20 protein-coding genes and 1 pseudogene are annotated in these 18,052 nt (G+C 54.8%); 2 read left to right on the forward strand and 19 right to left on the reverse strand.

Annotated elements, in window-relative coordinates:
• Positions 1-170: 170 nt before the first annotated feature.
• The 10 genes and pseudogenes from M8R19_RS26595 to M8R19_RS33230 all read right to left on the reverse strand — a co-directional run bounded on the left by M8R19_RS26595 (position 171) and on the right by M8R19_RS33230 (position 7,129).
• Positions 171-470, reverse strand: a complete 300-nt coding sequence (locus M8R19_RS26595) for a transposase (RefSeq protein WP_349654714.1) — start codon at positions 468-470, stop codon at positions 171-173.
• Positions 389-826 (reverse strand): annotated as a pseudogene (locus M8R19_RS26600) (transposase family protein); the annotation flags it as partial. The pseudogene M8R19_RS26600 and the gene M8R19_RS26595, both read right to left, overlap by 82 nt.
• Positions 751-1,011, reverse strand: a complete 261-nt coding sequence (locus M8R19_RS26605) for a transposase (protein ID WP_349654704.1) — start codon at positions 1,009-1,011, stop codon at positions 751-753. The gene M8R19_RS26605 and the pseudogene M8R19_RS26600, both read right to left, overlap by 76 nt.
• 267 nt (positions 1,012-1,278) lie before the next feature.
• Entirely contained in the window at positions 1,279-1,698 is a 420-nt protein-coding gene (locus M8R19_RS26610) for a very short patch repair endonuclease (RefSeq protein ID WP_349654705.1), read from the reverse strand.
• A gap of 9 nt (positions 1,699-1,707) precedes the next feature.
• Positions 1,708-3,012 carry an McrC family protein gene (locus M8R19_RS26615; protein ID WP_249919341.1) on the reverse strand — a complete coding sequence of 435 codons (1,305 nt, stop codon included), beginning with the start codon at positions 3,010-3,012 and terminating at the stop codon, positions 1,708-1,710.
• Positions 3,002-4,309 carry an McrB family protein gene (locus tag M8R19_RS26620; protein ID WP_249919342.1) on the reverse strand — a complete coding sequence of 436 codons (1,308 nt, stop codon included), beginning with the start codon at positions 4,307-4,309 and terminating at the stop codon, positions 3,002-3,004. The genes M8R19_RS26615 and M8R19_RS26620 overlap by 11 nt, the downstream gene beginning before the upstream one ends.
• Positions 4,306-5,460, reverse strand: coding sequence for a DNA cytosine methyltransferase (locus M8R19_RS26625; RefSeq protein WP_249919343.1), 1,155 nt, complete (start codon positions 5,458-5,460; stop codon positions 4,306-4,308). Before M8R19_RS26625 ends, M8R19_RS26620 begins: the two co-directional genes overlap by 4 nt.
• Complete coding sequence (locus tag M8R19_RS26630) at positions 5,457-6,668, reverse strand: DNA cytosine methyltransferase (protein ID WP_249919344.1); 1,212 nt, start codon at positions 6,666-6,668, stop codon at positions 5,457-5,459. The genes M8R19_RS26625 and M8R19_RS26630 overlap by 4 nt, the downstream gene beginning before the upstream one ends.
• Positions 6,661-6,912 (reverse strand): helix-turn-helix domain-containing protein, encoded by a 252-nt coding sequence (locus M8R19_RS33540; RefSeq protein WP_419792497.1) that lies wholly within the window; start codon positions 6,910-6,912, stop codon positions 6,661-6,663. The genes M8R19_RS26630 and M8R19_RS33540 overlap by 8 nt, the downstream gene beginning before the upstream one ends.
• Before the next feature lie 85 nt (positions 6,913-6,997).
• Positions 6,998-7,129: a hypothetical protein gene (locus tag M8R19_RS33230; protein ID WP_283939508.1), complete on the reverse strand. Its 132-nt coding sequence runs from the start codon at positions 7,127-7,129 to the stop codon at positions 6,998-7,000.
• Between the two features lie 572 nt (positions 7,130-7,701).
• Here M8R19_RS33230 and M8R19_RS26635 point away from each other — a divergent pair.
• Entirely contained in the window at positions 7,702-7,908 is a 207-nt protein-coding gene (locus M8R19_RS26635; protein ID WP_249919345.1) for a surface lipoprotein assembly modifier, read from the forward strand.
• Positions 7,909-7,972: 64 nt separating this feature from the next.
• On the opposite strand, the gene mobH is transcribed toward M8R19_RS26635, so the two are convergent.
• Both mobH and M8R19_RS26645 read right to left on the reverse strand, forming a co-directional pair.
• Positions 7,973-9,790 (reverse strand): MobH family relaxase, encoded by a 1,818-nt coding sequence (gene mobH, locus M8R19_RS26640; protein ID WP_419792507.1) that lies wholly within the window; start codon positions 9,788-9,790, stop codon positions 7,973-7,975.
• A 244-nt stretch (positions 9,791-10,034) separates the two neighbouring features.
• The gene (locus M8R19_RS26645) at positions 10,035-10,502 is read right to left on the reverse strand and encodes a hypothetical protein (protein ID WP_249919347.1); all 468 of its coding nucleotides are present in this window, start codon (positions 10,500-10,502) and stop codon (positions 10,035-10,037) included.
• A 507-nt stretch (positions 10,503-11,009) separates the two neighbouring features.
• Here M8R19_RS26645 and M8R19_RS26650 point away from each other — a divergent pair.
• Positions 11,010-11,387, forward strand: a complete 378-nt coding sequence (locus M8R19_RS26650; RefSeq protein WP_249919348.1) for a DUF3742 family protein — start codon at positions 11,010-11,012, stop codon at positions 11,385-11,387.
• Between the two features lie 17 nt (positions 11,388-11,404).
• Here M8R19_RS26650 and M8R19_RS26655 read toward each other — a convergent pair whose 3' ends face one another.
• The 7 genes from M8R19_RS26655 to M8R19_RS26685 form a co-directional block, all read right to left on the reverse strand.
• Entirely contained in the window at positions 11,405-12,919 is a 1,515-nt protein-coding gene (locus M8R19_RS26655; RefSeq protein ID WP_249919349.1) for a conjugal transfer protein TraG N-terminal domain-containing protein, read from the reverse strand.
• 13 nt (positions 12,920-12,932) lie between these two features.
• Positions 12,933-13,277 (reverse strand): hypothetical protein, encoded by a 345-nt coding sequence (locus tag M8R19_RS26660; RefSeq protein WP_249919350.1) that lies wholly within the window; start codon positions 13,275-13,277, stop codon positions 12,933-12,935.
• Entirely contained in the window at positions 13,274-14,617 is a 1,344-nt protein-coding gene (locus M8R19_RS26665; protein ID WP_419792506.1) for an integrating conjugative element protein, read from the reverse strand. Before M8R19_RS26665 ends, M8R19_RS26660 begins: the two co-directional genes overlap by 4 nt.
• A gap of 62 nt (positions 14,618-14,679) precedes the next feature.
• Entirely contained in the window at positions 14,680-15,615 is a 936-nt protein-coding gene (locus M8R19_RS26670) for a TIGR03756 family integrating conjugative element protein (RefSeq protein ID WP_249919351.1), read from the reverse strand.
• Positions 15,612-16,049: a TIGR03757 family integrating conjugative element protein gene (locus M8R19_RS26675; protein WP_249919352.1), complete on the reverse strand. Its 438-nt coding sequence runs from the start codon at positions 16,047-16,049 to the stop codon at positions 15,612-15,614. Before M8R19_RS26675 ends, M8R19_RS26670 begins: the two co-directional genes overlap by 4 nt.
• A 284-nt stretch (positions 16,050-16,333) precedes the next feature.
• On the reverse strand, positions 16,334-16,966 hold the full coding sequence (locus M8R19_RS26680; protein WP_249919353.1) for a hypothetical protein: 633 nt from the start codon (positions 16,964-16,966) through the stop codon (positions 16,334-16,336).
• Positions 16,967-17,050: 84 nt separating this feature from the next.
• The gene (locus M8R19_RS26685) at positions 17,051-17,818 is read right to left on the reverse strand and encodes a hypothetical protein (RefSeq protein WP_249919354.1); all 768 of its coding nucleotides are present in this window, start codon (positions 17,816-17,818) and stop codon (positions 17,051-17,053) included.
• Positions 17,819-18,052: the final 234 nt, after the last annotated feature.

Genomic DNA, 18,052 nt, shown 5'->3' on the forward strand with positions numbered 1-18,052 from the left:
GTGATTCGCAACAGTCTCTTCGCGATTGTGCATGACTACCTACACCTTGAGGTTGCGCTCAAAGTTTCAAAAAGCCCCAGCACATATGCTGGGTTTTTTCTTTACTAGATATATCATTGAAAAACTATATGATCAAGTTTCGGGGAGTCTAGTGACTTCGCACTCAGGAACTAGGTTTTGTAGGAAAAGTACTGCCGTAGACAGCGCAGCGTGCAGACCAGCGTGACCATAGCGGCAAAACTTCTGGCAAACTTGTCGTAGTGGGTGCCGATCCTCCGGCTTTTTTTTAGCCAGCCAAACATCCGCTCGATGATGTTCCGCTGTCGGTATTTCGGGCGGTCGACAGCCGAGGTCGCCCCGGCTTGGGTTTGCGCTTCATGGTGCGCTGCGGAATCACCGGCTGCATGTGGTAGCGGTCGCAGTACTGACGCAGGTGCTCGGCGTCGTAGCCCTTGCCAGCCAGTAACCAGCGGTAGAGCTTGCGAGGTCGCCCCGGCTTTCCGGGAATGCGTATCTGATCCAGGAGTGGCTGGGCCTGTCCAATATCGCTGGCTTGCCCGGACGACAGCAAGAAGCGCAGAGGCACACCGTTGGCACGCAGAGCAGGGGCAGGCCGCCTCGGCTGCGTCCCAAGGCGTGGTCTAGCGGTTCTTCCGCCCCCTTTTTTTCCGGCGCCTGAAGAGGCTCGGGTTGCACATACCACGGTGGAGTCGATCATCCAGGTATCCAGATCGATCAGCCCTTCCTGATTCAGCCGAACATGCAGACGCTCAAGAACCTGGTCGAACGTGTCGTCGTCTCGCCAGTCACGGAAACGCTGATACATCGTCGACCAAGGGCCGAAGCGCTCCGGGCCCCGGAGCAGAGGATCCAGAAGATGCCGTTGAGCACTAACTGATCATCACGGCGCGGCCGGCCCATCTTCTGTTCTGGAGAAACCAGATCCTTGATCAACCTCCAGGCCGCATCCGGGAGTTCGTATCGCTTTCCATGTGGCCCCCAGCCAATCATGGCGGCGATTCTACCTGTACCGACTTTTCGTACAGAACCTAGGAGCTGAAACTAACGGCCACTCTGCTCTCGGTTATGAGGATTATGAGTGCTGTGGGGTACTGCTTATTTAGCAAAGCCTCACAGAAGCACCGTAAGGTACGTTATCAGATGCCAGTCAAGTCCGAAGGTCTGCGTAGGCTAACGAATCCATATAAATTTAGCTACTGTACCGAGAGTGGGAGACGATAGTAAAGGAGTGTATAAACGCATTGGCAGGCAGGCGTACTAGCTGTTCGACGTCTCCGTCCTCGAGTGCAGCATCAGCAGAGTTTCGTCCAGAAACGCAATTTCTCTAGTTTGGCATTCCCAGATAACCAGAACATGCCAGCCCATATTAGTAAGTGCCTCAATGTTTGCCTTGTCTCTATTAATGTTTTTCTGAAATTTATTGGACCAAAATTCAGCTCTGGTTTTAGGGAATGTGGCGTATCTACACATTGGATGACGATGCCAAAAGCAGCCATGCACAAAAATTACAGTCTTATATTTTTTTAAGACTATATCCGGTGATCCTGGTAGTGTTTTTTGATGAAGCCGAAATCGGTAACCCAGTCGGTGTAGTGCCTTACGTACGGTTATCTCTGGGGTTGTATTCTTTCGGCGTACGGAGCGCATTCGAAATGATGTTTCTGGCGTCAACTCCATAGAAAATTCTCAGTTATTAGTAAATAAGCCTGCCAGTCGAGACGCCAGTAGAGACTCTTCCTCTTCGATGCTGGCGTGGTTTAAATCAATAAATAGAGTGTAGAATTTCATGCCGGGCAACTCTCCTATCAAATTTAAGCTTGATGGGTTTTTATCATTTGCAGGTAATATCAAAATTCCGTGGGTTGCACTGTATGAGGCAGCGTAGGAGATAATCTGGTTGAGATCATCACGATCTGGGATTTTTTCTACGGACTTGTATTTCACATCGATAACAATGGATAAAACTTCATTGCCCCTGGAGACTTTCAAGACGATGTCCGGGGTTGCCATGATCGGCTTTTGGGGGGGGTGGATGTTTGTTAGAGGCGTTAGCAAAGGCTTTTTTCCACCATCCACTCCTCCTTTGTTTCCGTCTAGAACTTTAATGTCATCCCGGTTTTGGTAGGCAGTCCGTAATACCTCCAGAACATACCACTCGAAGGCTTCTGCTAAGTTTAAAATTAAAGAGTTGGCGCTTGTGGAACCCGTTAGGCCAAAGCTTATTCCTTTTCCAGATACAAGGATTAAAGCTAAACTTATCGCATCTTGGTAGTTTTCTTTTAGGTTCTCTATTTTTAGGTTGGTGTCATGTTGTGCACCTTGCAGATCATATTTGTCCGAAACCTCGGCCAGAGAATTTAAGATGTACTGTATGGATAAGCGGCGGCGTTTGTCTTTAATGATTTCCGAGTTTTGTGAAAAGCCTAGACAAACTTTCTTTAGAAAACGGTTCGGTGGATTGTCGATCGTGCGCTCGTAGTGGGAGGTTACGACGTGCACGCCGTTAAGTTTTCCACGGGCTCTGATCGTCTTGTTAAAGTCTATTTTCCCCGAAGGAAATAAAGTTCTCTTTTCGACTTCTATGAACTTTTTGAAAAGACCAGTATTTATAATTTCCTCGATATGCTTGAGCAAGCAGTCAGTCAAAAATTCGCTGAGGTTTTTTGAGGAATAATCATGAGGGGAGTAGCGACGTTTGAAATTTTTAAGGGCTTCAGGTTTGTGGTTGGAAAGAAAGACAAGCCGTTCAAGGTTGCTGATAGGCACCTTGGGAATTATGTTGAGGCACAGCTTATCATTTATCGGAATGACGCCGACCCAACCCCCCGCTTGAAATATTGGCTTCCCTTTTTTATATCGAATAGAAAAAAAATTTTTCTCGAGCGCCTCGGGATAAGCTAAAAGCTCGCCGCTTGGAAGTAATAGAGACTCAGGGACGTCAATGTCCCTGAATTCTGCGATAGTTAGTGTTGTTGCGTTTTCACTCTTCATCGAAAATACGATTCCAAGCGGACTTGATTTGGGCTAACTGCTCTGGGTCGTTCTTGAGTACTCTCTCGAAATGGAAGGAAAGCTGGTGATCCCAAAGGCGCCTAAGGCTGCTGTCATCCTTTGCCTTTAAAAAATATGCATGACCGAGACTGCATAGCCGGTTGGAGTGCCTTGAGGTAAGAAAGAAAAACTGTTCAACTTTTCTTTTTCGCTCATCGCTCAGCTTGCTTTCCGCCAGTGCCTCTTTCAAGAGTTCAATTTTGGGTTCGAAGTGAATTTTTGCGAATCGACGTTCGAGAGCTAGGTCTAGCTCTTCAACCCCCCTATCCCAAGGGTTCATTGTACAAAGAACCACTAAGTTATCGGGAACCGAATAAGGTCTACCGGAGGACAGAGTGAAATTCAATTCTCTATTAGATTGCTCGAGATATGTGAGTGCTTCCCCGAACACCCGCACTACGTCAGTTCGGCTGAGCTCATCGATAACAAGTACTGAGGTCGATGCAGGGTTTTTTCGTGCTGACTCACAGGCTCTTAGGAAGATCTTGTCAACTAGGTCAAATCCTCCTTTCTCGTTTGGGATGTAGGATTCTACGAAATCTTCGTATTGATAACCCGGATGGAACTGAATAAACCTCATGAGATCCTGATTGCCGTCAGCCAATTTTAGCGCTATCTGTCGAGCAAACCAGCTCTTACTAGTTCCTGGATCTCCAGTGAAGATTACTCCTCCATAGCCATCATCCAAAAGCTCCAAGACCTTAACATAAATCTCATTGTCTTCGGCTATGAGAGATTGTGATTTGGTATGAGTCAAGTCGTTTTGAGCCTCTTTGAAAGAGAATCCTTGGCGGCTGGGGCTAAAATGCTGGCCTTTCAAGTTTTTAAAGTGCATCAAGTAAAATTCTTCTACCGCGCTGTTTGCACTTATGTTTGAAAGTAGAAAGACAGGCGTAGCCGTGCCCGTGGCCCCTTTCGCTGCTTCCATGAATAGTATGGTTTCTAATCCGTGATACAAAAATTTTCGGCAGTCGTTGATTAGCTTTTCCAATGCATTTGGGTCTGTCACTACATAGACTACATGTTGTGCATCTTGTGCTCCCAACTGCTCCTTTACTCTGTTTCCAGCTTGGCGGGTTTCATTAACGATGCTGGCACGTGCGGTCGCACCGAAGTTTTCAGAGAACCAATCTTTAATCAGTTTCCCTTTGCTGTTATTTTGAGAGTCAGCCTCTCGGAGGTATTGTACTGCTTCAAAAAAGTCATCTATGGAAATTGCTTTTAAGTCCATTTTCATTTATATCCTGAATGACTGCTGAGTATTTCTAGAAACCCTTCCGGGTATTTTAGGTTGCCCTTGTATGCTCGAGATAAAAAGCCTATGGTTGCGCGCGCTGATAGAGGCTTGACAGGGTGTAGGAGAAAGTCTGATATTCGAGCTATTCTAGAGTTGAAAGGCCAATCTGAGCTGGTAGATTCATATCTTTGCTTGTCGATAGACCAAGCTGCCATAGGCCATTTTTTGCCTAAAGGTTGATCTTTAGAAGCATCGTACTGAGTCGGTTTCAGGATTTTGTGCGCGATCCATTCTGAAACGTTCACAGTTACAGAGTTACCTAGCAAACGCCATCTAATTGATGGTTTGGCTACTTCTTCGGCTGGTTTAGTCCAGTCTTCATGGAAGCCTTGCACTCGCTCTGCATCTCTGATGTCTGGAGTTCCTACCAACCCGTTCGGAAAACAGATAGCGGGTGGAGAGGGTATGCCTATTGTGGAGCCAGCCTTTAGTGGTGGAATTGCATTCCTATTTAGCCCAGCAGCAAACGCACCTTCTGTCCAGTAAAAGCCAATCGGTTCTTCAATGGACAAGTTCTTCAGGACTTCGGGTCTGCTGCTGTCATCGGAAAGGATGACATTTCTAGGATCCTCTACGCGGGATGCTACGAAATACACCCGATGTCGACGTTGCGGCACTCCGAAAGATTGAGAATCAATGACTCGATAGGCCCAGTTGTATCCAAGTCGCTCGAAGTTGTCGACTATTCGTCTCATTGCCTCACCTCGATTGAGATGAAGCATGAAACGGACATTTTCAATTACTACCCACTTGGGGTGATTGCTTTCGAGCAGTCGAAAAATTTCATCTACCAATGAAGACTGGCTACCGCTAATACCTGCTTTATTTCCTGACGAACTAAGGTTCTGGCATGGAAAGCCAGCACACAAAACGTCCGCATTGCGAAGAGATGATACATCCCGCACGTCACTGATGAGTTCTACGCCGGGAAACCTAACTTTCAAAACGTGCGTTGCTACAGGATCGATCTCGCAAAGCATTTGAGATTGGAATCCGTTTAAGTGGAAGCCAAGCTCCAGGCCACCAATTCCCGAGAATAGCCCACAAACCGTAGGTGCTAGTTGGGGGGGGGGTACAGTTTCATGAGTCATGGGCGATCGCTACAGAGCAGACTATAAGCAAAAATATAAGATAGTTTAGGGGGAACGGCATTACCGATTATTTTTGCAATTGCAGTTCGAGAACCCGCTGCTCCAAATTTAAAATAATCTGGGAAAAACTGCAGCCTAGCGGCTTCTCTCGCTGTCAATGTGCGTCGACGACTCGGATGTACATACCTCCCCATACACATGCTGTAAAAGCCACTTGTAATAGTTTGCGATGGTTCATTCCATTTCAAGCGACCATAAATGCTTTTATAAGAATGATTGCCATGGGCATGGCAAGGTGGTCTCATGTGATTAGGTAAATCGTCTAGATTATTTTCAAATAGATAGTTTATTCTAGCCATATTGTTTTTTGATGGTTTCGAAGGAGTTTCCTCCAAGCTAGAAGAGTTTCGGTCTTCGAGATCTTTGATGGCCCACTCAAGACTGCGCGTCGTAGTGCTAAATCTCTCTACTGCGTCCGTAATGTCTGGGCTCTTTGCTTTTGAAGCAATTATGATGAGTCTGCGTCGGGTTTGAGGAACACCGATTACCGTTAGATCTACAGGAGCCATCTCAACTTGATATCCTAGCTCCTGAAGGGCAGAAATGGTCTTGTGAACAACGCCGTTTTTGTCATGGCGTGCACCTAGAACATTCTCAATCATTATGTGAGATGGTTGGAGTACATAAGCCGCGCGAGCCATTATGAAATAAAGACTATTCTTAGGGTCGTCTCGCCTTGAATAATTATTTAGATCCGAGTGGCCCTGGCACGGTGGCCCACCAACTAAAATATCAACTTTCCCTATGTTCTCTTTTAATTTTTGTTCCGCATCTGTAAGTTGCGTAAACTGGTCGGAATTACTAAAAATATCGCTAACATCTGCCTGGACTACATTGGCAAATTTGAAGTTTTCTTTGTATACATTCACCGCCGCTGCCTCAAAATCGACAGCTAGTGGGATGCGCATACTAAAGCCAAGGTCTTGAGCCGCTTCAGATATACCGAGGGAAATCCCACCCGCGCCACAGAAAAGGTCTACAAGGGAAACGTGATTACCCCCGCTAGAAAAGGAGGGCGCATTTTGCTTTCTCAGAAAGTCATGGTCTGAACCATTGATTTGTTTCCCTAGCCCTATAACAACTCGATCAAATAAGCCTTCCATTGCTGGTTCGCAGTTGCCCCCAGAGATAGTGAACAGGTCATTCATCAGCGGAAACCTTTGTCTTATTGCCGAGCGAATCAGAAGAAATGGCTTGCAGAGACAGTTCAAGCCCGAGAATTTTAAGGATTGCAAGCAGCTTTCTGGAACCGAGCTCCTCCGAACGTCCACGCTCGAAGCGGGACAGGCACTCCTGAGAAATCCCAGCCTCAGTTGCCACAAGACCTTGTTTTAGCCCTAGTCGGTGTCTACGTTCAGCAACCGCTCTGCCTAGCTCTTGAACCGTGCGCAAGGCGCATTTCCTCGATGAGTTAACAGGTCGAGAGAATACCTTTTTTTGACGTAATTGTCAAAAAAAGGTTGGCTTTGGTACTGATTCATTTGCGGTCATTACGGTCGCTTGATTCGTAGCCGCTGATTCCTTCTGGGAAGGCTTCAGTGATGTACTTGAGAGCTAATATTTTCTCATCAGAGAGTTCGTTTTTAAATATAGTATCTAAAAATTTCATGGTAAAAATTTCTATTTTTTATTGGCTCATCTGCGAAATATTTTTCTATGGCGTGAATCTTTCAATTTTCGCCTCCTTCGTATGAGCCCAATCAGGTTCGGACGAGTCATGACATTGTGTATGTGATTTCTGTGTTGACTTTAACTTCCCATGCTCAATGCGTATGTTTGACAGTCGGTTCTTCAACAGTACGGTGGTTCTCCCAATCTCGCCATTGACTTTGCATAAATCGGCCACCGCTTGTAGGTCAACTATCGAGCGTATAGGCGTGTTTCTTCCTGCGTGCATATAAGTGCGTTAGCGCCAAGGGGAGTGGAGGTACAGCCTGACCCAGCGGCTGCAGTTGGGCTTGCAGGCGCAGAACGAGCATTTTCGTTTCCAGGGCGAGCGGTGAGATTATTTTGATGATTTCGACGAGCGCATGTTGGGCAGTTCGGTGTCATATCTGCTTGGCAGCCAGACCATGGTGTATGACGGTGCAGCCTATACGCGCTGCACCCAGGAGCAGGACTCGGCGAGTAACTGGGAGTACATGGCCAACCTGGGGGATCTACCACCTGTTCGACCTGGGCGTGAACCTCAACCTCATGGCCTTGTACCGAACCACCCGCTACGACGAGCCGGATTATTTCCTCGGCGGGTTGCGCAAGGACAAGCAGCAGATCTACATCGCTAACCTGGGTATGCCGCATTTCGCACTGGGCGGGGTGGTGCCCAACCTGTACGTCAAACATACCGACAACCACAGCAGCATCGACTGGGCATATTCCTATCGCTAGACGGAAGTGGCGCTGAAGTTCGAGAAGAGCTTCTGAGTTCTGCGCCTCCTTCCTGTAAAACCCGTCACCCTTCGACCCGCAGTTGCAGGTAGGGGTTATTAGGTGGCATCTCTGCAAACAACTGCTGGGGCTCCTTAAGCAGGTAGCCGTGCAGTCGTCGCGACTTGCGCGGCCCTGTCACCTCACAGGTCCAGATGTTCCGGCCACTGTCTTGTTTACGGTGCAGCTGCAGTTTCTCGAAGCGCTTTTGTACCCACTGCCAGTCTGCTACCTGATCCTGCTTGGCGAGCGATGCTGTCTGTGGATGTTCCTGGGCGTAGCGCTGGAAGACGCCGGGGCTAACCAGGAACACCGTGTCGTTCACGGTATGCACTAGCGCCCGGGCGTCGTTGATGATGAGCGTGCGGCTCTGGATGCGCAGGCGCAGCCAACCCATGAAATGTTCGCACGGCGGCAACTCCCGCGAATTTCCGCCGCTTTCGGTGGGGAGGAGCGCAGGGGGCGGCGGTATTGAGTCGATCTGCGGGGAAGGGGTGGGTGATTTATCGGCGCAGGTTGCCGGCGGGTGCTCTGCTTCCAGTTCCTGCGGTGGCGGTTCGGTATCGGAGGCACCGAATAACGCCAGCAGTGCATCGATGCTATCGACAGAAGGGGCAGCAGGCTGCACCGCTGGGGCGCTGGACTCCAGAGGCCTATCACTGCTAACGGCGGATGGCGTTGAGGGTGATTCGCGGGTCTCCACCTCCACGACGACGGTACCCGCGAACGGCACCGGGCGATCATCTGCGTCCCAGATCAAGGCCGGGGCCAGTCGCAGCAGCGTGAACGCATGCGACCAGCCCGCATCGCTCATGACGGTTGCCCGCCAGATCGCCTTGCCGTCCGGTGTGGGCTGCAGCATGCCGTGGTCCTGCAGCACGTTGAAGATGGCGGTGTTGTTCGCGGGGATGCCGTCGATGCCCTGGGCCAGCAAATGGGCACGCAATTTATCCGAGACGGTTTTGCTGACCAGCCAGAGTGCGTCCTGAGTCAGCCAACCATCCGAAGCCTGGGACTGGTTGAGCTTCAGTTCCTCTTTCAGCAGGTAGCGCAGGCCGTCGAGCAGCTTGCGCTGCAGGGTACGCGTCGGCGCCGACATGGCCCGGGCTGGATCGCCTCCCAGGGCCTGGGAGGCGGATGCGCGGTCCGCCTGCACGACCAGTTCGCCCAGCGTACCAGCATGCTCGTACTGGCCGGCCAGCACGTACAGCAGCGCAGACCAGGGCGAGGGATAGGTGCTGAGCCAATCCAGGATCTCGCCATCGAGCACCTGCCGGTACAGCAGGCCCGTCGCCGCGCTGTGCAGTCGGTACTCGCGGTTCTGGCGATAGCGGAATCGATATGCGTGCCTCAGCGGACCGTGCCAGGGGTGCCAGGAACTGCCATCGGCCCATTCGACGTGCAGGTCGACCGCGATCTTGCCGAGGTCATGCAGTAAGGCGGCATAGGCTACGGCGGCGGTCCAGGCCTCTGCCTGCACAACCTGATCTTCAGGCGTGGTACCAGTGGGCAGCAGGTGTGACTGTCGCAGTTTGAGGGCGTAGGCCACGATTTCCAAGCCATGGTCCAGCATGCCCCCTGGATAGGCATGGTGATGGCTTTCGGAGGCGGGAAATTGCTGGACCAGTTCGGCGAAGCGCTCCAGCGGCGCACGGTACAGGTTGGCGAATTGCCTGCGAGAGAGCGAGGTGCGTTGCCAGATGTGTTCCAGCAGGAGCTGTCGACGTGGCGTAGCCAGTAGGATGGAGGCGGGTTCTGGGCGTAGCCAGTTTCCCATGGTGGCGCTCTTCTCCTGGAGGTTTTCTGCGGGCGAAGGGTGTTTCCAATGAAAGAGTGCAAGCATCGAAGGCACCTGGTGGTGGGGAGCCTTTTCCTTTTCCGGGTAGGCCCATTTCCCTTGGGCCCCATTCCCTTGGCCATTATGGCCTTTTGCGGTGATGAGCCCTTTCATCGTGGGCATGACGCGTGTCCGCCTGGCGAAACAAGCCGGAAATCAGATCGCCTTTTTTGTGGCGGTCCCACAGATCTCCAGGGGGGGATGTCTGAAATAGAAGAGCCGTGCGATGCACGGCTCAAGGATGTAGGTTTCAATGAATATTGAATCCGCCGCACTCTCGAAGGAACGCTTCGAATTCGCGGACATTTTCGACCGAGAAGGGGTAATGCTTCTCGAAGCTCGGAGTATGGCCGGAGCCGTTGCAGCAATTGCATGGCTGCATACCGGGACCGATGGTCGGCGGTGCAGTGCGCTTGCCTGTTGCACCACAAACGGTGCAAGGCTCATCAGGTAGCGATTCGAGGTAGGCAGAGTAGCGCTGCGCATACTGCTCCGTCTCACCAGATGCGAGAGCGGTGGCTAGGCGATCAGCCAGCTTGAGTGCAGCGCGGTTGCTGAGTCCCCAACCATCATTGGAATGACCCAGGTTGTCGCTAGGGATGATGTCGGGAGCGAGTCGCTCGCAGTAGTCCCATAAGGGATGCCACCACCACACGTTGTTGCGGAAATACTTGCCGCGTTCGGAGGTAGGGGATTTGCCGAAAACATCCATACCCATGGTCAGTACTCCTGGGACAGGAGCAGCCGTCTAGAGGACAACACCTCGGGAAGGAAGTGAGGAGAACGGATGCTCTGGGATAGAAGAACAGGGCATCCGGGCGGAAGGGCACGAATGCCCCACCGGGGGAGAACAGCGGTTCCGGGAGCCTGCTGAGGTCAATCAGCGGGCTGCAGCGTTGCCAAGTGGCACCGGAAGAAGCTGCTATGGGGAATCGCCTGGTAGGCGATGCAGTGTCCGCAGACTGCGAACTGGTTGCAGGACCATCGAAGCACGGGCAGGAGAGGCCAAGGCCAGCCAATCCGGCATGACGTCGCCCGGATTATCCGTGGGTTGTTGGAATTTTTCAGCGATATACCGGCTATCAGGTGCGATGCACCTTGCTGAGCTTTTGGCGTTTCATAGAATGAGGTCGCAGCACTTTGTCGTTGCACCGACGCGTGGGCTTCAATTGCGAAGCAGGAGATTTTTGGAGAGCACAGACAGAGCAACCATGAGGTAGTGACCATGAAACCTTCGGCATCGACCTCTTTGGCAGAACGGCTGGGTCAGACGCTAGGTCGAGTATGCCGCGGATACGTTCGCCAGGAGCGGAGGGTGAATGGCTGGTTGGTTGGACAGGGGGTATCTGCCGGTGGCGCTACGGTGCTGCTCTGGGGTATCAAGCTGGTGGTGCTTGGCGTGCTTCTTTACAGCGCTTTTTGGTTGGCGCTTCTGCTTGTGGTTCTACTGACAGCTAGCCTTGCTTTCCCACAAAGTATGTCGCAAGAAAATATCTGGCCGCCCAATGATGAAATGCGTCATGGTGAGGCGGGCTTTGGTCTGTATTCCTCCGGTGGGCACCGGCTTGATCCTCACGAGCCTAATGATCCCTACGACGACTGATTTCGTAGCGCACTAACCTACATGACCTTACCCGACACTTTGCTCACCCCTGCTCCTGTGCTGTCTCTGACATCCTTGGAGCCGACCGCAATATTCTGAGCAATCACACCTGCATGTATGCCGACCCATCCCAAGGCTGCGATCCAGAACGTGGGCAGCACGATAAACATCGTCGCCATCACGAAGCTGATCAGCAGATCGCCGAAGGCGTTGTTCAGCCCGATCATCGGATCGAAGTTCGTGTGCGGGCGATTCCACCCCCAGCCTGTCCCATAGAGCGCGTCCAGGATCGTCGAGTCGATCCAGCGAGCGAGCTGGAACCAGAAGTCGACGAAGAACAGCGCGAATTGCACCACGCTGACGGTGACTACGATCTTGAGGTCATAGGTACCGATCACCAGCATGAGCGGAATGCAGATCACCAGCGCCATCTTGAGCAACGCCAGAACCATCGGCAGTGCCTGGCGCATGGCATCCATCGCGGGGAAGAAGGCCACGGAGCCCAGCGCCAGTCCGACATCACCGGTGGCGCGAGCGGCCACGTTCGGCGCAGTCATGCTGACCTGGCCACCGTAGTCGCTGTAGACAGCTCCTTGGTTGAGCTTCTGCTGCTGGGGCGAGGCGATGGCCCGGATTACCGAGTCGTTGACCTGGTCCTGGGAGAGGAAGCCTGCCCAGTTGGCGATCCTGGTCAGCAGATTGGGGTCGACCTGGCTGAGCAGCCGCGCACGCAGGCCGTTGCTATCCGACCACCACTGCTGGCAGGTGGGGTAGCCAGCACCGCTGGGGACCTCGGCGAGCCCTGCGTCGCGGTTGCTGTCATAGGCCCAACCCTCGCGGGGCGTACTGGAGTGGTAGGTGTCGTAGTAGCCGCTGTGGTCGAGGAAGAAGCGCGAGCCTATCCAGGTCACATCGTACATCTGCTCCTCAGTCATCTCGGGGCGGTTCATGAAGAACTTGGCGCGTGCGGGCCCGTAACAGTCGTGTGTGAAATCGCTGACCTCCTGGGCCAGCAGCGGATCGTCGATACGTGTGGCGTCGATATCCATGCGAATCTGGCGCACGTCCGTGCCGCAGGGGATGGCCGCCACCGAAGCGCCGGTGATCGCGCGTGAGAGGGCATGCATGAAGAACCACCACACTGGCACCTTCGCCGATTGGTTGTTGAGCGTGCTGAAGGACTGCGACCAGCCTGTTTTGGCAGGTTGAGGGGCATTCACCTGGCACTGGGTGGAGCGGGATTGATCGAACTGCAACGTGTTGAAGTCCACGTCGATGAATGGGATGCCGGCGAACATGATGACGACGATCGCCACGAAAACGCGGTTCTCGATGCGGCTGGCCGACAGCGCGCCTTTGTTGCCCTCGTCGGCGCCTTCGGCACGGGCGCGGAGCCACTCCTGGAGGATGATCGCCAGGAATGGCAGGGCGAAAGCGCCACTGGCCGTCAGCACTGACCAGATGCCGTTATGGATGATCCAGCTCACCAGCGTCAGGTAATACTCCAGGTAGTCGGTGGTGTAGAGCGTCATCGTCAGCTCCAGGTCAGCCGTGCTGAGCGAGTGACAGCGTTTCCTGCACGGCGAGTGCGGCGACTGCGGCAAACTCGGTGCACAGCAGTCGTAGCCGGGCAGCGGGATCCGGTTCGCGTGCCAGCACGCGTTTGCGCATCCACAGCCAGCCCCGAGCGGTGGTGGCATAGAGCAGTATTCGCCAGGCTAGGAAGTAGCTGCTGTGTGTCGTCAGCCATACTTGCCAGGTCAAGGCGCTACCCGCCAGGCGGAGGCCTATCGCATTGATCACGGCAATGACTGCAAGCAGCAGGATGCCCCAGGCAAGGAGCGCGCCTTTGCGCCGTAGCCATCGAGGGCATTGCAAGGTGCGACTCACGGAGTGGCTCCGTCGCTTGAAGGCTGCTGCAGCTTGTCCAGGCGGTCGCGTGTCGGGTCGCCCTGGTAGATACCGCGAGAGCCGGCGGCGCGCGTACTGTGCCGTTGGATGATGGTGGTCGGTGAGTTGGCAGCCAGCTCACGGCGCAGCTCCAACTCGGTTTTCAGGCTGAGGATCTCCCGGTCGAGGACATCGCTCTCGTTCGAAACCGCTTTCTGTGCCAGGTCGTTCGCGGCGACGTTCGGCTCCTTTCGGCCAGTCAGCAAGGTGCGCTGCAGCAGGAGGGCCTTCTCCAACACGCTCGCCAGCGCAACCTCGGAGGCCAGGCGCCGGGCGAGCAGGTCCTGGTCGGGTTCGTCCCTGAGCGCCTCGATGACGCCGCGGGTGATGGGCAGGGAACTGCTGCCGGCGGCCTGCAGGTTTTCGATGCTCATGGTGCGGCTGCCGGCAACCAGCTGCTGCAGCGCCTCCAGCTTCGCCTCGTACTCTTCTTGGATCAGTGGGGTGAGGCCCACTCCCGGGGTGGCGACGCTCTTGGTGCAGGCTTCGCAGGTCCGTTGTTCCTGTTCGCCTAGCACCCGTACCGCCCAGTTGGCAGCGGCGTCTGGAGAGCTCCAGGTCTGGCAGGCGAGATTGCCGCCACATTGGCTTGTGTCGATCGAGCTGCCGTCGGTGGCATCGCGGCCGTTGACCAGGTTGTAGCCGGCGCGCGTAACGTCGCTGACGATGCGTATCGGGCGTTGTCCTGAGCCGCCGGCATTGTCGCCGCCGACCCAGGGCACGCCGTCGTTGCCGTGACTGGTTTCGGCTTGCTCGACGGCGGAGACGGCGTCATGGCTGGCTACCGCCTGCTTCAACGCCATGCCTTCGGCTAGCTGGTCCCATCCGAGCTGGCCGCCGGCTGTGCTGGCCATCTTGTCGGCCATGCTGCGGCAGGTCAGCTTGGAGCGGTCGAAGTCGAGCCGGGCTTGCAATACTCCATTGGTGAGCAGGTTGTAGAGCCCCGGATCGGCGCGCTGGATGATCAGCGCCGGCAGCGACGCCACGGCCGAGGTGGCGTTCTGGATGACACTGCTCATGATCGTTTGGAAGCCGTTGGTCAGGCCGTTCAACTGGTTCTGGATGGTCGTGGACAGCGACATGTTTCCGCAGATCAGGTTGTTGTTCCAACCCACTCCGACACCAAGGCCATGCATGCTCGAGGCCGGTGACATCGAAACGGCCTGGCCACCGCCGATGCTGTACAGGACATCGTCGCCGATGACCGAGCCTTGCTGCTGCGCGCTGTACTCGCTGGCTTGTGCTCCGAACAGTGGACAGGCCATCGCGAAGGCTCCCATGAGCAGCGCCAGACTGCCGAAGCGAATAGGTGAGGGGGAGGGCCGACGCACGCGGGCATTCCTCACTCGAAATCCGTGCTGCCGACAAGCACTTGGCCGCGTCGCTGGCAGCAGCGGTAGGGACGCCACAACACCCAGGCGTAGTCTCCCTGCGGCGCCTGCACATGCTGCGCTACGTTGGGGAAAACCGCGCAGGTGGACGACAACGACGGAGTCAGCTCCTGCCATTTGCCTGTCGCCTCATCGCTCTCGATGAGAGCCCCTGCAGGCCAGTAGCCGTCTCGAGGAGTGGCGAGCAGAGGCTGGTAGACATGGATCTGTCCGCGGCGAGTGACGATGTCGCCAGCGCGTTGAGCCACCACGGCAGCGGCTTTGTAGTCATCGGCCTGGTGAAGAAAACCGCCGCGCGGATAGACGTTGCCCCAGAGGTTCAGGGATGAGCGCCTACCTATCTCGCGTGTGCCCGGCGTGAGGGCCTCGGGATAAGCCAGCTCCGGCACATCGTAGCGCCAGGCGAGCGTATCGAGGGTGCTCAGCAGGTAGGGCATGAAGGCGATCCCTGCACCTCGGCAGGCGTAGCCCGAGGCTGCGGCGAAGCGGCTGAGGGCATAGCCTCCGGGATGGCCGAGCACGTCCGTATTCTTGAATTTCGCCAGGTTGTTTTCGGTGTCGTGATTGGTCGTGCCGTCTCCACCGGCTTGTGCGGTGAAGTTGGGAGGGCTGAGTGGGCGTACTTCCACCCAGGGGTTCGCTCCGGTATCCGAGTAGCTGGACACCACCGCATCGGGCACGTAGTGCCTGACCTTCACCGAGGTGCGTATCGAGCAACCGCCATGGCTGCAGTACAGCCAATAACAGATGCCCACGACGCGGTAAGCCAGGCAGTCGGGGGAGACGACCGAGGCCACGATGGTCGCCGTGTCGAGGGCAAACGATGGCGAGGCAGCCAGCAGGAAAAGGGTGGCGATGCCGGCGCGCAGGCGGCGAGGGCGCGTCATGGTTGCGTCCCTCGGTGCGCCTCGATGAGCGCAACCGCCTTGGCGACGTCCGGCTCGCCATAAACCACGTAATGTCGGTCGACGACCACTGCAGGGAGCGTGGTGATGCCCAGGCTCCAGGCTTCCACCACACCCTGGTAGGCAGCTCCTAGACGTTGCCGAAGCTCTTTACCGTCGTTGGCCAGACGCTGCTGGATGAGTGCTGTGCTGTGATTGATATCGTGGGGCAACCGGGCTGCCAGCTCGGTCTCTATTCGTGTCGGCCGGTCCAGTTCGATGATCCGGGCATCGGCGGGCGCTTGTACGGGATGGTGGCTGTCGGTGATGACGAGCGTTCCGTCGGCTCGTACCTGCGAAACAATCAATAGCCCACAGAGCGTTACGACGAGCCGGAGCTGCCGAGAAGAGCCTGGGCGAGCGAACGGAGATGGCATGTCGAACTACCGCGAGATTGGTCATGGCGATAGTTGACTTTGGGAGGTGGGAGGGTGGCGACAATCAAACGGGAATTGTGGCGTCCGGATTTCAAGTAGCGATAAATCAGCACACGCCAGTGTTGCTCATCACGGTCAGGGCCGACAGGAGCAACTCATCCAATGAATCCACCAACAGCCAGCACTTGTTACGACTCTCGCAATTCGATTTGGGGGAATAGACTTCCAGTTCTGATCAGAGTCCCAATCCTTCCAATGCCGGCGTGTTGACGAGGAGTAAGTGCCTAAAGAACAATTCGTTGAGTGAATGCTACTCCCGCCTGTTGAGCCAGTCGTCGATACTCTTGTTCGATAGTCACCCTGCATTCGCCAATGCTGGTTGCGTGGCGCTGCAAAATGACCTCACAGTGCTCGGACGGCAGTATTGGAGACCAACCAGCGACGGCAGACACCACCTCGGCAACGTAAGAAATTGCTTGGAAAGTCGTGTTCACCAAGCGGTGGGGCAGTTGCTGGGTCAGTATCGCTCGCAACATCTCCCCGGCCTGCTCCAGTCGCGCGAGGTGAATTCCCTTGTCGGAGAGCAATCGCCCTTCATTCAACTGGTCTTGAAGGCTATAAACGGCAGCCATGGCCTCATAGGTTGCGCATTCCGCGAGCCAGGCTACGCGAACCTCTTCGAGCAAAGCAGATCGCTCAGATCGAGTTCGATCTCGGTTGTGCGTTCGCTCCGCTATCCATATCGCAGCTCCGATTGCCAATACAGATCCGATCGCCTGAACCCAGCCAGGGGCGTTATTGCTTTCCCATGGCAAACTCCATACCCATACTGCAGCAATTACCGCGAGTGGCGACAGCAGAGCTCCAGTCACCAGGCTACGCGGCCGCAGCGTAATTTCGAGTTTCTCGGGCAACATGGCTACTCCTTGCCATCTAAAGGTGAGGTTGCTGTTTGGAACAGCTTCGGTCCAGGGGCATAGCATAGGCACAGCTTCAAGTCTTCACCACGGAGGCTCGTTGGCAGGTGCTTCGGGGCCAGAGGTATCGATGAGAGGTTGGCTCTTGAGTTGCCGCAGAATGTTCTCTGCCTCATCCCTGATGCGTTCTGCCATCGGTCTGAGCCTTTGGACGCGCCCGTGCAGCAGTTGCTCTCTGGTAACGCCGCCGCCCTGGATAGGCCTGTTCTGGCTGAAGAATTTAAGCCAGTTATGGAGGTGCAGCCTCAAACGCATTCCTACCTTCATTCGATCCGCATTCAGTTCACCTTGCTGGGCGTTGGTCAACCGAGCTAATAGATCGGTGAGGACCGTGCGCTGCATTTCGTCGGTGATGTCGTAGTCAGCGAACATCTCCTCATCGTCAAATCCATCCACAATCTCAACAGCCTCGCGACACAGCACCAACAATTGTTCGGAACGGGCAACCTCACTAGTCCTCTCCATCTCTACGCGAGCCGAGTGCTCATGTATCAATTGGTAAAGTGGGATTAGGACCGCGACCAGAATTGCCAGGATCGCCCCAATCGCTTGAACCCAGCCCGAAGCATCCGCCGGTAGGTAGTGATGCTTCACCCAGTAGGAAACACTCCCTACCAACAGCCAAAAAGAGGCTCCCACAAGCAGCAGCCACCATAGTGCCCACAACGTCCGCTCAACCATCTTCGGTGGAAGTGTTAATCTCACGTCGCACGCCTCCCTTCTGTATCGCGCAATAAAAGAGCTTGCCTGCTGCTGCTCCACCCGTCCACGGAGGTACAGCGTGGCAGGCACGGCCTCGCCAAGGCAGTCGCATGGCTAGGGCCTAGCGCCGTCGTAGCGAGGCTGCGCTTCGTCATACTCTGCAACTGGCTGAAGCCCACACAGCGCTTCCCCTTTCGGCAACCGGAACTGGGTGAAGACGTGATGATTCCGTCGTCGATCCAAGACGACGCGCAAATTCGCGAGAAATTCCTCCAAGGCTACAAGACCTTGTGCCCCCAAGGGCTCTTGACGTCATAGCCGGGG

The organism is Pseudomonas sp. R3.Fl, from assembly GCF_023516765.1.
In the GTDB taxonomy this organism is placed as follows: Bacteria; Pseudomonadota; Gammaproteobacteria; order Pseudomonadales; family Pseudomonadaceae; genus Pseudomonas; species Pseudomonas citronellolis.

Excerpts from the sequence above, each read along its gene's own strand:
- M8R19_RS26605 (WP_349654704.1), bottom strand. The coding sequence starts at position 1,011 with ATGATTGGCTGGGGGCCACATGGAAAGCGATACGAACTCCCGGATGCG.
- M8R19_RS26610 (WP_349654705.1), bottom strand. The coding sequence starts at position 1,698 with ATGGAGTTGACGCCAGAAACATCATTTCGAATGCGCTCCGTACGCCGA.
- M8R19_RS26615 (WP_249919341.1), bottom strand. The coding sequence starts at position 3,012 with ATGAAGAGTGAAAACGCAACAACACTAACTATCGCAGAATTCAGGGAC.
- M8R19_RS26620 (WP_249919342.1), bottom strand. The coding sequence starts at position 4,309 with ATGAAAATGGACTTAAAAGCAATTTCCATAGATGACTTTTTTGAAGCA.
- M8R19_RS26625 (WP_249919343.1), bottom strand. The coding sequence starts at position 5,460 with ATGACTCATGAAACTGTACCCCCCCCCCAACTAGCACCTACGGTTTGT.
- M8R19_RS26630 (WP_249919344.1), bottom strand. The coding sequence starts at position 6,668 with ATGAATGACCTGTTCACTATCTCTGGGGGCAACTGCGAACCAGCAATG.
- M8R19_RS33230 (WP_283939508.1), bottom strand. The coding sequence starts at position 7,129 with ATGAAATTTTTAGATACTATATTTAAAAACGAACTCTCTGATGAGAAA.
- mobH (WP_419792507.1), bottom strand. The coding sequence starts at position 9,790 with ATGCTTGCACTCTTTCATTGGAAACACCCTTCGCCCGCAGAAAACCTC.
- M8R19_RS26645 (WP_249919347.1), bottom strand. The coding sequence starts at position 10,502 with ATGGGTATGGATGTTTTCGGCAAATCCCCTACCTCCGAACGCGGCAAG.
- M8R19_RS26650 (WP_249919348.1), top strand. The coding sequence starts at position 11,010 with ATGAAACCTTCGGCATCGACCTCTTTGGCAGAACGGCTGGGTCAGACG.
- M8R19_RS26655 (WP_249919349.1), bottom strand. The coding sequence starts at position 12,919 with ATGACGCTCTACACCACCGACTACCTGGAGTATTACCTGACGCTGGTG.
- M8R19_RS26665 (WP_419792506.1), bottom strand. The coding sequence starts at position 14,617 with ATGGGAGCCTTCGCGATGGCCTGTCCACTGTTCGGAGCACAAGCCAGC.
- M8R19_RS26670 (WP_249919351.1), bottom strand. The coding sequence starts at position 15,615 with ATGACGCGCCCTCGCCGCCTGCGCGCCGGCATCGCCACCCTTTTCCTG.
- M8R19_RS26675 (WP_249919352.1), bottom strand. The coding sequence starts at position 16,049 with ATGCCATCTCCGTTCGCTCGCCCAGGCTCTTCTCGGCAGCTCCGGCTC.
- M8R19_RS26680 (WP_249919353.1), bottom strand. The coding sequence starts at position 16,966 with ATGTTGCCCGAGAAACTCGAAATTACGCTGCGGCCGCGTAGCCTGGTG.